Genomic DNA, 14,867 nt, shown 5'->3' on the forward strand with positions numbered 1-14,867 from the left:
TACCCTTTTATCGTATCTAAAATAGATTAAACTACTGGAAATTTAAATAGCCTTAATAATATCAACAAAATCATCTGCTACTAAAGAAGCACCTCCAATAAGTCCACCGTCTACATCTGGTTTTGAAAATATTTCTTTTGCATTGCCAGGTTTAACACTACCACCATATAAAATTGAAACTTTGTCAGCAATAGAGCTATTATAGGCCTCTGCAATAGTGTTACGAATAAATGCGTGCATTTCCTGTGCCTGTTCTGGGGATGCAGTTTCTCCTGTACCAATAGCCCAAACAGGCTCATATGCCAATATAATCTTACTCCATACAGATGCATCTAAAGAAAATAAAGCATTTTTTAATTGACGCTCTACGACTTTAAAGTGATTATCCGATTTACGATCTTCCAATTCTTCACCAAAACAAAACATAACCCTTATGCCTTGATCTAATGCGGATGCCACTTTTTTAGCCAAAATTTCATCTGTTTCCCCAAAATAAGCCCTTCTTTCTGAGTGACCTATGATACATGTGTCTACACCTATATTCAAAAGCATGTCTCCTGAAATTTCACCAGTATAGGCACCGTTTTCAGCAAAATGCATGTTTTGTGCAATAACCTCAATTTTAGAACCTTGCAAACTTGCAACAGCCCCAGCTAAATTAACATATGTTGGAGCCACCATAACCTCAGCATCCGTATCAGGTAGTTTTGCGGACAATTCGCTCAACAATGCTTCTGTTTGCTCCAAATTATTATTCATTTTCCAGTTTCCTGCTACTATTTTACTTCTCATTATTTATTGGTTTTTACGCGAGTTATATAAGTTTCTTAATTACATTTAGTTCAATCTCAAATCTTCAATATCATTATAGTGAACTTTATCCTTTATGGTCCCCTTTTCAAGGATCAATACCCCAGGGTTAGACCTCACAATAGTTTTCAGGGTAGTTTCATCTGTAAAATAAAACTCAAAATTTAAACCATAATCCTTGATTAAGCTTTCGGTTTGCTCCGGTCCAGATGCAGACATTCCTATAACCTTGTAACCTTTTTCTTTTCCATTGTTAGCTAGTTCCCCTATTTTAGAAAAAATTTCAAGATTAGATTTTCTAAGATCATAGGCAATAACCATTAGTAGTTTTGGTTCCTGTAATAGTGACATTGCAAAATCCTCTCCTTTCTGTTCTATCGTAAAATCATGAACTGGTGGTTCATATCCTTTTTGTATCTCGTCAGTCTCCACGCCTACAAACTCACCATCAACAGATGGATAGTCCCCATTAGTCACTATTATTTGCTCCTGCCCATTTACATTAAATTTCCAAGCATATTCAAAAATCGCCTTTGGGGCATTTTCTGGAATACCCATTCCCTCTTCTATATTCTTACCAATTTCATAAGGTCTAAAATCTATGACTGGTAAATGATTTAACACTTGATAGGTATATAGTCCACATGCAAAAAATGATATTAGCATAATCGCTTTGGTCATAAATGACCTGAAGAATGGGGTGATGTATTTTCTACCATAGACTAGCAAAACAATAAGAACTAATAGAACTACATCTTTAGTAAAGGACTCCCATGGTGTTAATTTGACGGCATCACCAAAACAACCACAATCTGTCACTTTATTATAATATGCCGAATAAAAGGTTAGGAACGTGAAAAAAATAATCATTCCCAACAAGCTCCAAAGTGTTAATTTCACCTTAAAGCCTATAATTAGCATTACTCCTAAAAGTACCTCCAATATTACCACAACAATGGAAATAGCCAATGCATATGGTATTAGAACAGGTAAGTCTAACACACCTTGACTAAAATATTCCTCTAATTTAAAAGAAAACCCTACTGGATCATTAAGCTTAATAAATCCACTGATTATAAAGAGGATGCCAACAAATATTCTAACTATCCCTATAATGTATCTCATATTTGATTTATGATTTTATCCTAATTTAAGATGTATTAATGCAAAGACGGCATAATTGATCATGTCTTGATAATTGGCATCAATACCTTCACTAACCAAAGTTTTGCCTTTATTATCTTCAATTTGTTTTACACGGAGTAGTTTTTGCAGAATCAAATCGGTCAAAGAACTAACACGCATGTCTCTCCAGGCCTCACCATAGTCATGATTTTTATCCATCATCAAGTTTTTAGTAATGGCGATATGCTTTTCGTACAATTCCTTGGCCTTTTCTGGTTGTAAATCTGGCTGGTCAGCTATGCCCAACTCCAATTGTATCAAAGCCATTATCGCGTAATTTATAATGCCAATAAATTCCGGAATTTCATCCTCATCAACCTTTCTAACATCATTTTCTTGCAATCCCCTTATTCGTTGGGCCTTTATGAATATTTGGTCTGTAAGGGATGGCAATCTTAAAATGCGCCAAGCACAGCCGTAATCTTGCATCTTTTTTTCGAACAGATCCTGACAAATTTTTATGACAGCATCATACTGCTTCGATGTCTCTTGCATGTACTTCTTTCTAATTTGTGTAAATTTCGCTTAAAATTTTGTAACCATCAAAATAGATGGTTTAAACTTGGATAATCCTACACATAAGCCCACAATGACTATAAACTGTAAAGGTCAACTTATAGATTTGAGCAAACCTAAAATAATGGCCATTTTAAATGTTACTCCAGACTCATTTTTTGATGGTGGTAAATATTCAAATGAAAAAAATATTTTAGACCACGTTGAAAAATGCCTAGTTGATGGTGCTACATTTATTGATGTTGGTGCCTACAGTTCTAGACCTGGCGCATCTGAAGTAACGGAAAACATGGAACTTCTGCGAATTCTTCCGATTGTAAAATTAATTATAAATAAATTTCCCGAAACCATACTCTCCATAGATACTTTTAGAAGTGAAGTAGCATCAGCTTGTGTTCAAGAAGGTGCCGCTATCATAAATGACATAAGTTCAGGACAATTAGATGATAAAATGATGGATACCATTGCTAGACTTAATGTCCCGTACATTCTTATGCATATGCGGGGCACCCCAAAAACTATGCTATCCAAAACAGAATATGATGACATCGTCCAAAATCTATTGCATTTTTTTTCAGAAAAGGTTGGAATAGCCCAAAGTAAGGGCATTAGAGATATAATTATTGATCCTGGTTTTGGGTTTGCAAAAAACTTAGAGCAAAATTATGTGTTGTTTAGTAAGATTGAACAGTTAAAAACAATAGAACTTCCAATATTATTGGGGATAAGTAGAAAATCTATGATTTATAAACTTTTAGATACTACAGCAGAATACGCCTTAAATGGAACCTCTGCCTTACATATGCTCGGATTATACAAAGGCGCCAATATCTTACGCGTACACGATGTAAAAGAAGCAATGGAATGCATCAAAATTCACAATCAACTTATAAGCTAGAATTTATGCGATTTTTGTTGATTAAATTTTGTTAATTTTACAAAAACGCACTACTTGGATTTTTTAGATTTTATCGATTTTAAGATTACAGATATCCTTGATATCATTTTAGTGGCGGTTCTTCTTTATTATGTATATAAGTTGGTGCGTGGCTCAGTGGCAATCAACATTTTTATAGGAATTGTAATTGTTTGGGCGTTTTGGAAACTTACCGAACTTCTTGGCATGGAAATGATAAGCAGTATGGTAGGGGCCTTTATGCAAGTTGGTTTAATTGCTTTGATTATTGTGTTTCAACAAGAAATACGAAAGTTTCTTTTGATGATAGGCTCTACCAATTTTGCTAACAAAAGAAACTTTATAAAACATTTTAAATTCTTGCAACAGGAAGGTGATGGCACCAAAATAGATGTGGATGCCATTATTAAGGCATGTGAAAAAATGGCAAGTACCAAGACTGGTGCCATATTGGTAATTGAAAGGGGCAACTCTTTGGATTTTATTAAAAATACCGGAGACCGAATGAACATAGAAATTACACAACCTATTATAGAAAGTATCTTTTATAAGAACAGCCCACTGCACGATGGCGCTGCTGTTATTGTGGACAATTTTATTGTGGCAACACGTGTAATCTTACCTGTTTCTAACGAACGGAACATTCCTTTACGTTTTGGTTTGCGCCACAGGGCGGCTGTAGGTATTACCGAAAAAACGGATGCCCTTAGCATAGTTGTGAGTGAAGAAACTGGATTAATTTCCTATATAAAAAATGGTGAGTTTGTGCTTTATGATTCGCTCCCACAATTAAGTGCTATGATAAAACGTGACCTTGTCTAATGGAGTGTAAAAACAGCAGTAACAACCTACCGTATATAGTATAGTTTTTGGCCTGATTTCGGGGCTAATGTGATTCGTGATTCGAAATGGACTCACCTTTATAAATCTAACTTACCATATTATAGCGCGCTATTATAATCTGGACATAAGATTTCTAAAAACATTTATCCACTACTTCAGCAAACCTATAAAGGATATCGATTACAGGTATCATGATTATATTAGTGGAAATCAGCGTTTTTACTTCAGATTAATTAAGCAACTTTCTCGGCCATAAACTGTGCCTCATATAAATTACTATAATAGCCACCTCGTTTTAAAAGTTGTTTGTGAGTGCCCATTTCAACAATTTTACCGGCATCCATAACAATAATTTTATCGGCTTTTTTAATAGTTGCCAAACGATGGGCAATTATGATGGATGTTCTACCTTCCGTTATTTTTTCAGTTGCTTTTTGAATGAGTTTTTCGGAATAGGTATCTACCGATGATGTAGCCTCATCCAATACCAATATGCTAGGATTGCTAACATAGGCACGCAAGAAGGCTATCAATTGCCGTTGTCCACTAGAAAGCATTGTGCCTCTTTCCTTTACATTATAGCCATAACTACCAGGAAGACTAGCTATAAATTCATCTACACCAATAGCCTTGGCAGCTTTCTCAATTTCGGCAACTGTTATATTTGGATTTTTAAGAGAGATATTATTGGATATGGTATCAGCAAAAAGAAAAACATCCTGCAAAACAATGGCAATATGTGATCGTAAGCATGCTAATTTATAATCTTTAATATCCACACCATCAATACAAATAGTTCCTGAATTTATCTCGTAAAAACGATTTAAGAGATTAATAATGGTCGATTTCCCTGCTCCAGTTGCACCTACAATGGCAACGGTCTCCCCTGCTTCTACATCAAAAGAAATTCCATGTAAGACTTCCTCATCTTCGAGATACCCAAATCGTACTTCCTTAAATTCAATGTTACCCTTTACCTTCTTCTTATCTATAGAACCTACATCTTCAATAGCACTATCTGTATCCAGAATCTTGAAAACCCTATTGGCCGCCACCATACCCATTTGTAAGGTATTGAACTTATCCGCTATTTGACGTAAAGGCCTAAAAAGCAAATCGATCAACATAATAAAAGCAAAAACAGTCCCAGCCACATCATTTGATATATTGGCTACATTCTGCAAACCCCCATACCATACAACCAAACCAACAGTTATTGAAGATACAATTTCTGCAATAGGAAAGAATATGGAGTTGTACCACACGGTTTTTAACCAAGCATTCTTGTGCTTTTCGTTAATCTCCCTAAAATTTTCGCTTTCTATTTTTTCACGCGTAAAAAGCTGTACAATTTTCATTCCAGTGATACGCTCTTGAACAAAAGAATTAAGATTGGATACCTCTGCCCGAACCTCGGTAAATGCAATTTTCATTGCCTTTTGGAATAAACGGGTAGCATACAGTATAATTGGCAATACAGCGAAAACGATCAACGCCAATTTCCAATTTATATAAACCATAACTCCAGCAGCAACCAGCATCTTTAACAAATCCGCCACGATTACAAAAAAACCTTGACTAAAAATTTCTCCAATACGCTGCATGTCCGCTACTGCCCTAGTAACCAAAACCCCTAATGAAGAATTATCAAAATACTTCATTCTAAAGCCCAGCATTTTTTCAAAAAGATTTATTCGTACATCGCGTATAACAGATTCCCCAAGCCAGTTAGCATAATAATTAAATCCTAATTGGCTAATTACCTGCCCTATAAGGACCGCTAGCATAGCAATGGTCAAATACAATAATTTTTGTGCATCACTACCCTTAATAGCATCATCAACAATCTGCTTAAGTATAATTGGGGTGAGTACAGCAAAGGCAGATAACAATATCGCAGCCAAGGCAACACCATAGAATGTAACTTTATATGGCTGCGTGTGTGCCATTAATCTTTTAAAAAGTCTGGTATCAAATGCCTTACCGGAATCTTTATTCATTTATAAAAATTGTTTTGGGGTAGCTAATAGAGATCAAATATAATCCTTTTGCAGGTACAGAAACACCAGCTTGGGAGCGATCCTTACTTTTTAAGACCTCCTTAACATAGTCTGGTGAACTTTTGCCAAATCCAACATTTAAAAGGGTTCCCACAACTGCTCGAACCATATTTCTTAAAAACCGGTCTGCAGTGATTTTGAATATTAATTTATCCCCATCATTGGTCCAATGGGCATATTTCACATCACAGATATAAGTTTTTACATCTGTTTTAGATTTAGAAAAACACTCAAAATCTTTTTTACCAATTAGAAAGGAAGCAGCTTCATTCATCGCCTCAATATCCAATGGATATTTTACATAATGTGCAGCATCCATTAGAAATGGATTCTTTTCAGTGCTTATCCAATATTCATAGGTACGCTCTAAAGCATCAAACCGAGCATGTGACTCTAAACGGGTTGGTGAGACATCCTGTACGGCTATATCTTCGGGTAGAAATGCATTTAGGCGATAAATAAAATCAACACTATCCAGTATTGACCCAAAATCAAAATGTGCATACATTTCCTTGGCATGTACACCGGCATCAGTTCTACCCGCACCAACCAAATCTATTTTTTGTCTAAGCAATTTTGAAACAGCATCTTCCAAAACTTCTTGTACCGTAATTGCATTTGGCTGGTTTTGCCAACCATGATAAGATTTGCCGAAGTAAGAAAACCGAATGAAATATCTCAATGGGATACGTTAATTTTGTGGAGCACAAAGATATTAAAAGATACTATAGAAGTATAGGCAATACTACTATTTCACAATTACGGCATGACCAGAATACTTTTACTTTCAGATACCCATTCACATATAGATGATGCCATTTTAAAATATGCCAAACAAGTAGACGAAATATGGCATGCTGGCGATATTGGTTCCTTAAAAGTAACCGATGCCTTAGCAAAACTTAAACCTATTAAAGGTGTTCATGGTAATATAGATGACCATATAATCCAAAAGGAATTTCCTTTGGATAATAGATTTATGTGTGAAGGTGTGGATGTATGGATTACCCATATTGGGGGATATCCACCTAAATACAATGTAAGAACCCGAGAAGGGATAAAAATAAATCCACCAAAATTATTTATTGCAGGACATTCCCATATCCTAAAAGTAATGTGGGACAAAAAAATGGGTATTTTGCATATGAACCCAGGTGCTTGCGGCAAACATGGTTTTCATCAGGTAAGGACCATGTTACGTTTTGTTATTGAAGGTCAAGAAATAAAAGACCTGGAAATAATAGAGTTAGGAAAGCGATAAATGTAAAAAACCCAGGAACTACCCTGGGTTTTACGCACTAATACTACTAAGATGTTAGGTTTAACGCAAACGATCAACAGATTTTACAAGATCTTCATCCTTTTTTATAGCCCTATTGGCAAGTGCTAAAAAAACGATAGAAAATACAGGAATCAACATCCCAATACCCTTCTCAGAAACGTTAGTTTCTCCGGATAAATTTAGAGATCGATAAACGAAAAGTCCTAGTAAAAAAAGATTTAATATCATATTTAACCTGTTCACAACAAACTGGTTTTTTCTATTCTTATATAAAAAGATAGTCCAAAGTGCCAAGGCACCTATTACGTAAAACACAATAGAAACCAGAACTTCATTGGCTGCATAAATTTCAATTCCCTTTTGATCATACCATAGGTTAACAAAAAATGGAAGTATACCTGCAATTATGGCAACAACAACTAAATATATTGTTTGTATTCTTTGAATCATCTTATTTTTCCACTTTTGAACAACAAAAATACAGGTCTTTTTAAAAATTATAGGTTAAATATTGAAAATAATTTGTAATATTGTCCTATTAACACTGTTAATACTTACCACGGGCAAATCTTTCCCGAAGCATATCCAAAATTGACATTACATACTTCTTTCAATACAAAACACGTATAATTTATTCTATAATTAATGTTTGAGATTTCCGATTTAAAATCAAAAAAGCTTCCTGAGCTTCAGGAAATTGCTAATGGACTAAATGTTCCAAAATACAAAACCCTGAAAAAATTAGATTTGGTCTACCAAATTTTAGACCTCCAAGCTGCCAATCCTAAAGCTGCAGCAGCAGTAGCGGTTGCGCCTGAAAATAAGGAGCCAACACGCAAACCAAAACCTAGGGTAGCGCAAAAAGTTGAGACCAAACAGGAAGATATTACCAAAGAAGTACCTGCAGTTGAAACGGAGGCTACTAAAACGGAGACAAAAGAGGCAAGAAAACCTAGACCAAGACCAAGGCCAGTAGATTCTGACACTAAAAAAGATTTTCAAAAAAACGCGCCTCAGAACAAAAACCAGAATAGAAATAAAAACCAAACAAGACCTAGTCACGATAAAAGTAATTTTGACAAGGACCTTAAAAACAGATATAAGGAACCAGAATACGAATTTGACAGTATTATTGCCAGCGAAGGTGTGTTGGACATTATGCAAGATGGCTATGGTTTCTTGCGTTCATCTGATTACAACTATCTGTCCTCACCTGATGATATTTATGTGTCGCAATCACAAATACGATTATTTGGTTTAAAAACAGGAGATACGGTATTAGGAAATGTAAGACCTCCAAAAGAAGGTGAAAAATACTTTCCACTAATCAAGGTAAACAAGATTAATGGTATAGATCCACAAATAGTTAGGGACAGGGTTTCTTTTGAACACTTAACGCCCCTTTTTCCTAAGGAAAAATTTAACCTAGCGGAAAGACAAAGTACTATCTCTACCCGAATAATAGATCTTTTCTCACCTATAGGAAAAGGGCAAAGAGGCATGATTGTTTCCCAACCCAAAACCGGTAAGACAATGTTATTAAAGGACATTGCCAATGGTATTGCGGCCAATCATCCAGAGGTTTATCAGATTATACTATTGATTGATGAACGTCCAGAGGAAGTAACAGATATGCAAAGAAACGTTAGAGGGGAAGTTGTTGCTTCTACCTTCGACAAAGAAGCCACCGAACATGTGCGTGTTGCCAATATCGTTTTGGAAAAAGCAAAAAGATTGGTTGAGTGCGGTCACGATGTTGTTATTCTATTGGATTCTATTACACGTTTGGCAAGAGCCTATAATACTGTACAACCGGCATCTGGAAAAGTACTTAGTGGTGGTGTTGACGCCAATGCACTTCACAAGCCAAAAAGATTCTTTGGTGCCGCACGTAACATAGAAGGAGGTGGATCTCTATCTATAATAGCTACCGCCCTTACAGAGACTGGTTCTAAAATGGATGAGGTTATTTTTGAAGAATTTAAGGGAACTGGTAACATGGAGCTTCAATTAGATCGTAAGATAGCCAATAGAAGAATATTCCCAGCCATTGACCTTACTTCTTCAAGTACAAGACGCGATGATCTTTTATTAGACGAAAGCACTTTACAACGTATGTGGATTATGCGTAAATACTTGGCAGACATGAATCCGGTGGAAGCAATGGAATTTATTGAACAGCGCTTTAAGCAGACCAAAAACAATGAAGAATTTTTGATGACAATGAATCAGTAAACTGCTATACATTATAATAGTTACAGTTAAGGCCCAACGAAGTTTCGTTGGGCCTTTCTATTGATAGCGTTCAAATAAAAACATATCTTTATCCTTGTTTCCCCAAATAATTATAACCTTTAATTCATAATGTATGAAAAACACTATTAGACTTTCGTCATTTTTGACACTAACTATTTTGTTTTCGGCTTGTCAAGAAAAACCCAAAAAAGGAAACCAAGAAGAATCGGCCAAAGGAATTGACGAAGTTGTTTTTGAAACTCCCAAACAAATAATATCCCTTGAAGAGGCGGATTCACTCTTTGTAAATTATAAAAATAGAAGAGCATCCAATATTATTGAGATGGAAGCAGCGTATCAAGAAGATAGAAAACCATTTGTACCTACCCAATTTGTTTCTTTTGACATTGATGTACTCAAAAATTATATTGGGTATGTAGAGCAAGAAGCAAGAAAAGGAGGTACAGAAGCGGATAGCCTTCGTATTTATTTTGGAAATTACGGTAAAGAAAACAAAAAAAACGCAAGAAGGAATACAGTATTTCTTTTACCTACCGCTAATGTTAATGGGGACTATGGAGGTGTTTATATTGATAGTAATGGTAAAGCTAAATTGGTTCGCGATTGGATTAAAGAACAGCAAAAAGCCGGTGAAGGGGATAAACAAAAATCAGAGGCTTCTTTTATGCCTAATTTTTCATCCGCACCAAGTCTTTATGACGGTGGTAGCTTAACATTAAATCATGGAGGGTCAGGTCCACCACCAAAAACTGATTTTTAATTAGATTTATGCCCCAAGAATTGTTAAGATTTATAAGTGAAAATTATTTTATACCAGTTTATTTTATGGCACTGGTTATAAGTATACTTAAGTACCGTCAATATTTTGATACCATATTAAAATATTTTCCCATGCTTATTGCTTACACCTTTTTTAATGAACTCTTGGGAACTTTAATTAAGGAATACCCTTCTTTTTCTTTTTTCAATGAAATAAAATACGCCTCATTTAATCAAATCCTTTACAATATTTATATCGTAATATTTTTTGCTTATTTCTATTTCGTGTATTGGCAATTGATTTTGAACCCAAAATATAAGAGCTGGGTAATTATTGCATCTACAGTAACATTAGTATCATTTGTTGTTAGTTGTTTTTTTCAAAACCCCTTCAGCACCGATCTTTTTTATTCTGTAGCGCTTGGTTCATGGGCGCTAATTTTTTGTATTGGCCTTTACTTCCATGATAATATAAGTATTAAGAATATAAAACTAATACAACCAAACAATCTAGTCTTCTGGATAAGTATAGGTCTTTTAATATTTTATACTATTTTCCCTTTCCTATTTTTAATTGGTTATTTGGATTATTATGTATGGGAGAAATATGATTTAAGAAGTGTTTTAAAAATACTTATACTCATTATGTATTCTTTTATTATAATAGGATTTCTTAAAGGTAAGAAAAGAGCTTTTATTTAATTTTCATCTATAAAGCGAGAAGTAGTTATAGATATTAAGAAACAAAAAAGCCTTCCAAATTGGAAGGCTTTTTTGTTTATAAAATTATTGTCTTAAAGTGCAGCAACGTGCTTTGCCAATTTACTTTTAAGATTAGCTGCTTTGTTATCATGAATGATATTACGTTTTGCTAAACGATCTATCATACTCACAACACTTGGCAAAAGAGCCTCAGCATCCTTTTTATTCTCTTCAGTACGCAATCTTTTAATTGCGTTACGCGTAGTTTTATGCTGATATCTGTTACGTAAACGAACAGCTTCATTTCTTCTGATTCTCTTTAATGCCGACTTATGATTTGCCATCTTCTAAACTATTATTTCTTTTGGACTTATTTATCCGTTTAATTCAAGTAGCCCGTAGGGGAATCGAACCCCTGTTACCAGGATGAAAACCTGGCGTCCTAACCCCTAGACGAACGGGCCATAATTTCAATATTGGAAGCTAACTCCCAAACTTTCGTAGTCCGTAGGGGAATCGAACCCCTGTTACCAGGATGAAAACCTGGCGTCCTAACCCCTAGACGAACGGACCGTGCTTTGCATAATTGCGGATGCAAAAATACAATTATTTTTCACTATCGCAACTACAAGATATTATTTTTTAAAAAAATTAGTAAGCCTTGGCAAAAAGTACTCTTTTTGTTGACGGTTTCCCAGTAACTACACACCTACCATCCTCATTTTCAACATCAATTGGAATACACCTAATAGTTGCCTTAGTCTCCTCTTTTATTTGCTCTTCTGTTTCCGAAGTACCATCCCAATGAGCGGAGATAAAGCCACCTTTCTCTTCAAGTACCTTTTTGAATTCATCATAAGATTCCACTTTAGTAATATGTCCCGCCCTATAATCCAAAGCTTTTTGGTAGATGTTTTTTTGAATATCCTCTAACAAGAACTCTATCTCAGCAACAACTTTATCTTGCGCAACGGTTTTCTTTTCCAATGTGTCTCTACGTGCCACTTCAAAAGTACCATTCTCCATATCTCGTTGACCAATTGCCAAACGCACTGGAACACCTTTTAGCTCATATTCATTAAACTTAAACCCGGGTTTATGTGTGTCCCTATTATCAAATTTCACGGAAATACCCATAGATTGTAATTCCTTAACCAAAGGCTCTACTCGCTCAGAAATAATATCCAACTGGTCTAGACCTTTGTAAATAGGAACAATAACCACTTGTATTGGAGCCAATTTTGGCGGAAGTACCAATCCGTTATCATCACTATGCGTCATAACCAAAGCACCCATTAGCCTTGTTGAAACTCCCCAAGAAGTAGCCCAAACATACTCTTTTTGACCTTCTTTATTGGCAAATTTTACATCAAAAGCCTTCGCAAAATTCTGTCCTAGAAAATGTGATGTACCAGCCTGAAGCGCTTTACCATCCTGCATTAAAGCCTCTATACAATAGGTTTCCAATGCTCCGGCGAAACGTTCACTTGCTGTCTTAACACCTTTTATTACTGGCACTGCCATATGGCCTTCTACAAAATTTGCATAGACGTTCATCATTAATTCCGCCTCTTCAATGGCTTCTTTTTCCGTAGCATGTGCAGTATGACCTTCCTGCCATAAAAACTCAGCTGTTCTAAGAAAAAGACGTGTTCTCATTTCCCATCGCACCACATTAGCCCATTGATTGATCAATAATGGCAAATCCCTATATGACTGTACCCATTTTCTATATGTATCCCAAATAATGGTTTCAGAAGTTGGCCTTACAATGAGCTCCTCTTCCAATTTAGCATCAGGATCAACAATAATACCGCTTCCATCTTCTGCATTTTTAAGTCGATAATGGGTTACTACCGCACATTCCTTTGCAAAACCTTCTACGTGACTTGCTTCTTTACTCAAATAAGATTTAGGAATAAAAAGCGGAAAATAGGCATTTTCATGACCAGTTTCCTTAAACATTTTATCTAAGGCGGCTTGCATTTTTTCCCATATAGCATACCCATAAGGTTTAATAACCATACATCCCCTAACGCCTGAATTTTCAGCCAAATCGGCCTTTACTACTAGCTCATTATACCATTTGGAATAGTCCTCACTTCTCTTGGTCAAATTTTTACCCATTATATATAGTTTGGCACAAAACTTGTGTCTATTAAAGAAAAAATAATTCGGTAAAACTAGTTATTTTTAGCATGTTCAACAATATAAATTTAGACCAATGATATATTCTTTACCCCACCAAAAATATTATTATGCCGCATTTGTGGCCATATTATCATTGTTAACAATTTCTTGTGGTTCTTATCAGCAAGCATCGTATTATGACAATGATGGTATTTATTCTGATAACGGAACCCGGGTTACGGAAAGAAGGCCTGAAAGGACCAACCATGCCCAACAAAATTCAGAATCCGATACGTATTCTGATTACTTTGGTCAAAAAGCAAATCAATATGATGAAATACTTGAAAATGAAATTTTCACCGATGTGGATTCCTACTCCAGTACTATTGTTAATGATAGTATAAACCAAGGTCAGTTAACTGATTATTACAATAATGAGAATGATTACATAGGTTATGGTGGTTGGGGCGACAATGCAACCAATGTAGTGGTAAATATTTATGACAACAGCTGGGGATGGAATAATGCCTATTGGGGCTGGGCTAACCCTGTTTGGGGCTGGAACTACTGGGGTTATGGCGGATATTATGATTACGGATGGGGCTGGAACAACCTTTGGCGATGGAATAGATGGAACAATTGGGGTTATGCCGGATATTATGGTTGGGGTGGATATTACGGTATCAATAGATACGGATACGGAAGATATGGCTATTCCAGATTCCCTTCTAATAGACACTACGCATACAATAACTCCAGAAGAGGCTATTACAACAGTCCATCCTCCAATAACAGCGGTATAGCTACAGCTTTAAGAGGAAGGTCTAATGTAAATACACGAGGCACTTCACCTAGATATAGAAGCACAACGAACAGGGCTTCAACTGCCAGGAGCTCAGCATATTCAAGAACTGGTAATGGTTATGCAACCAATAGAAGAACTGTCGGTGTTGACCAAAATAGGGCATATAGAACTAGTCGTAGTACTAGAACGGCACCAAGATATTCCAGTACTTCTAGAAGTGGTCAATCATACTCAGGCGCCAGTCCTAGAACATCTGGTTATAACAGTGGAACAGGTAATTCTGGATACCGTACCAGTAGGTCTACCACACCTAGAACATCTACATATCGCGGATCCTCTAGTACTTCAAGAGGAAGTAGCTATAGTACCGGAAGAAGTAGTCGTAGCAGTAGCAGTTACAGCAGCTCTGGAAGTTCAAGTAGTTCTAGATCTTCAGGAAACAGTTATAGAAGTTCAGGAAGAAGTTCTAGTAGTAGTGGTAGTAGCTATAGAAGTTCTGGCAGTAGCTCTAGGTCCTCTTCTGGAAGCAGCAGTTCTAGGTCCTCTTCAGGAAGGTCGTCATCAAGCAGTGGCAGAAGACAATAACTCAAAGTTCGCTTTAAT

Annotated in this window: 14 protein-coding genes and 2 tRNA genes; 6 read left to right on the top strand and 10 right to left on the bottom strand. The window is 35.9% G+C overall.

Features of this window, described 5'->3' with window-relative positions:
- Positions 1 to 42: 42 nt before the first annotated feature.
- The 3 genes from tpiA to ACOCEA_RS00215 are packed head-to-tail and all read right to left on the bottom strand — an operon-like array spanning position 43 to position 2,490.
- Positions 43 to 792, bottom strand: coding sequence for a triose-phosphate isomerase (tpiA, locus tag ACOCEA_RS00205; protein WP_420754181.1), 750 nt, complete (start codon positions 790 to 792; stop codon positions 43 to 45).
- Between the two features lie 45 nt (positions 793 to 837).
- Complete coding sequence (locus ACOCEA_RS00210) at positions 838 to 1,935, bottom strand: BT_3928 family protein (RefSeq protein WP_420754182.1); 1,098 nt, start codon at positions 1,933 to 1,935, stop codon at positions 838 to 840.
- Positions 1,936 to 1,950: 15 nt separating this feature from the next.
- A complete protein-coding gene (locus ACOCEA_RS00215; RefSeq protein WP_420754183.1) occupies positions 1,951 to 2,490 on the bottom strand; it encodes a DUF1599 domain-containing protein in 540 nt (179 codons plus the stop codon).
- Between the two features lie 94 nt (positions 2,491 to 2,584).
- Between ACOCEA_RS00215 and folP the strand changes: the two genes are divergently transcribed.
- Together folP and cdaA are read left to right on the top strand one after the other, a co-directional pair.
- Positions 2,585 to 3,409, top strand: coding sequence for a dihydropteroate synthase (folP, locus tag ACOCEA_RS00220; RefSeq protein WP_420754184.1), 825 nt, complete (start codon positions 2,585 to 2,587; stop codon positions 3,407 to 3,409).
- Positions 3,410 to 3,463: 54 nt separating this feature from the next.
- A complete protein-coding gene (gene cdaA, locus ACOCEA_RS00225) occupies positions 3,464 to 4,249 on the top strand; it encodes a diadenylate cyclase CdaA (RefSeq protein WP_420754185.1) in 786 nt (261 codons plus the stop codon).
- A gap of 254 nt (positions 4,250 to 4,503) precedes the next feature.
- On the opposite strand, the gene ACOCEA_RS00230 is transcribed toward cdaA, so the two are convergent.
- A complete protein-coding gene (locus ACOCEA_RS00230) occupies positions 4,504 to 6,270 on the bottom strand; it encodes an ABC transporter ATP-binding protein (RefSeq protein ID WP_420754186.1) in 1,767 nt (588 codons plus the stop codon).
- Positions 6,263 to 7,012 (bottom strand): tRNA pseudouridine(38-40) synthase TruA, encoded by a 750-nt coding sequence (truA, locus tag ACOCEA_RS00235; protein WP_420754187.1) that lies wholly within the window; start codon positions 7,010 to 7,012, stop codon positions 6,263 to 6,265. Before truA ends, ACOCEA_RS00230 begins: the two co-directional genes overlap by 8 nt.
- Positions 7,013 to 7,096: 84 nt before the next feature.
- On the opposite strand from truA, the gene ACOCEA_RS00240 reads away from it, so the two are divergent.
- Positions 7,097 to 7,591, top strand: coding sequence for a metallophosphoesterase family protein (locus ACOCEA_RS00240; protein WP_420754188.1), 495 nt, complete (start codon positions 7,097 to 7,099; stop codon positions 7,589 to 7,591).
- Positions 7,592 to 7,651: 60 nt separating this feature from the next.
- On the opposite strand, the gene ACOCEA_RS00245 is transcribed toward ACOCEA_RS00240, so the two are convergent.
- A complete protein-coding gene (locus ACOCEA_RS00245) occupies positions 7,652 to 8,062 on the bottom strand; it encodes a DUF4293 domain-containing protein (RefSeq protein ID WP_420754189.1) in 411 nt (136 codons plus the stop codon).
- Positions 8,063 to 8,257: 195 nt separating this feature from the next.
- Here ACOCEA_RS00245 and rho point away from each other — a divergent pair, with 195 nt between their 5' ends.
- Together rho and ACOCEA_RS00255 are read left to right on the top strand one after the other, a co-directional pair.
- Complete coding sequence (gene rho / locus ACOCEA_RS00250) at positions 8,258 to 9,847, top strand: transcription termination factor Rho (protein ID WP_420754190.1); 1,590 nt, start codon at positions 8,258 to 8,260, stop codon at positions 9,845 to 9,847.
- A 133-nt stretch (positions 9,848 to 9,980) separates the two neighbouring features.
- Positions 9,981 to 10,628, top strand: coding sequence for a hypothetical protein (locus ACOCEA_RS00255; RefSeq protein WP_420754191.1), 648 nt, complete (start codon positions 9,981 to 9,983; stop codon positions 10,626 to 10,628).
- A 793-nt stretch (positions 10,629 to 11,421) separates the two neighbouring features.
- Here the strand turns inward: ACOCEA_RS00255 and rpsT are convergent.
- The 4 genes from rpsT to proS all read right to left on the bottom strand — a co-directional run bounded on the left by rpsT (position 11,422) and on the right by proS (position 13,456).
- Positions 11,422 to 11,673: a 30S ribosomal protein S20 gene (gene rpsT / locus ACOCEA_RS00260; RefSeq protein WP_420754192.1), complete on the bottom strand. Its 252-nt coding sequence runs from the start codon at positions 11,671 to 11,673 to the stop codon at positions 11,422 to 11,424.
- Positions 11,674 to 11,721: 48 nt separating this feature from the next.
- A tRNA-Glu gene (locus tag ACOCEA_RS00265) sits at positions 11,722 to 11,793 on the bottom strand.
- A 37-nt stretch (positions 11,794 to 11,830) separates the two neighbouring features.
- Positions 11,831 to 11,902 (bottom strand) — tRNA-Glu (locus tag ACOCEA_RS00270).
- A 78-nt stretch (positions 11,903 to 11,980) separates the two neighbouring features.
- Positions 11,981 to 13,456 carry a proline--tRNA ligase gene (gene proS / locus ACOCEA_RS00275; protein ID WP_420754193.1) on the bottom strand — a complete coding sequence of 492 codons (1,476 nt, stop codon included), beginning with the start codon at positions 13,454 to 13,456 and terminating at the stop codon, positions 11,981 to 11,983.
- A gap of 97 nt (positions 13,457 to 13,553) precedes the next feature.
- Between proS and ACOCEA_RS00280 the strand changes: the two genes are divergently transcribed.
- Positions 13,554 to 14,849, top strand: a complete 1,296-nt coding sequence (locus ACOCEA_RS00280) for a hypothetical protein (protein WP_420754194.1) — start codon at positions 13,554 to 13,556, stop codon at positions 14,847 to 14,849.
- Positions 14,850 to 14,867 lie beyond the last annotated feature (18 nt).

The organism is Maribacter luteocoastalis, assembly GCF_048890225.1.
In the GTDB taxonomy this organism is placed as follows: domain Bacteria; phylum Bacteroidota; class Bacteroidia; order Flavobacteriales; family Flavobacteriaceae; genus Maribacter; species Maribacter luteocoastalis.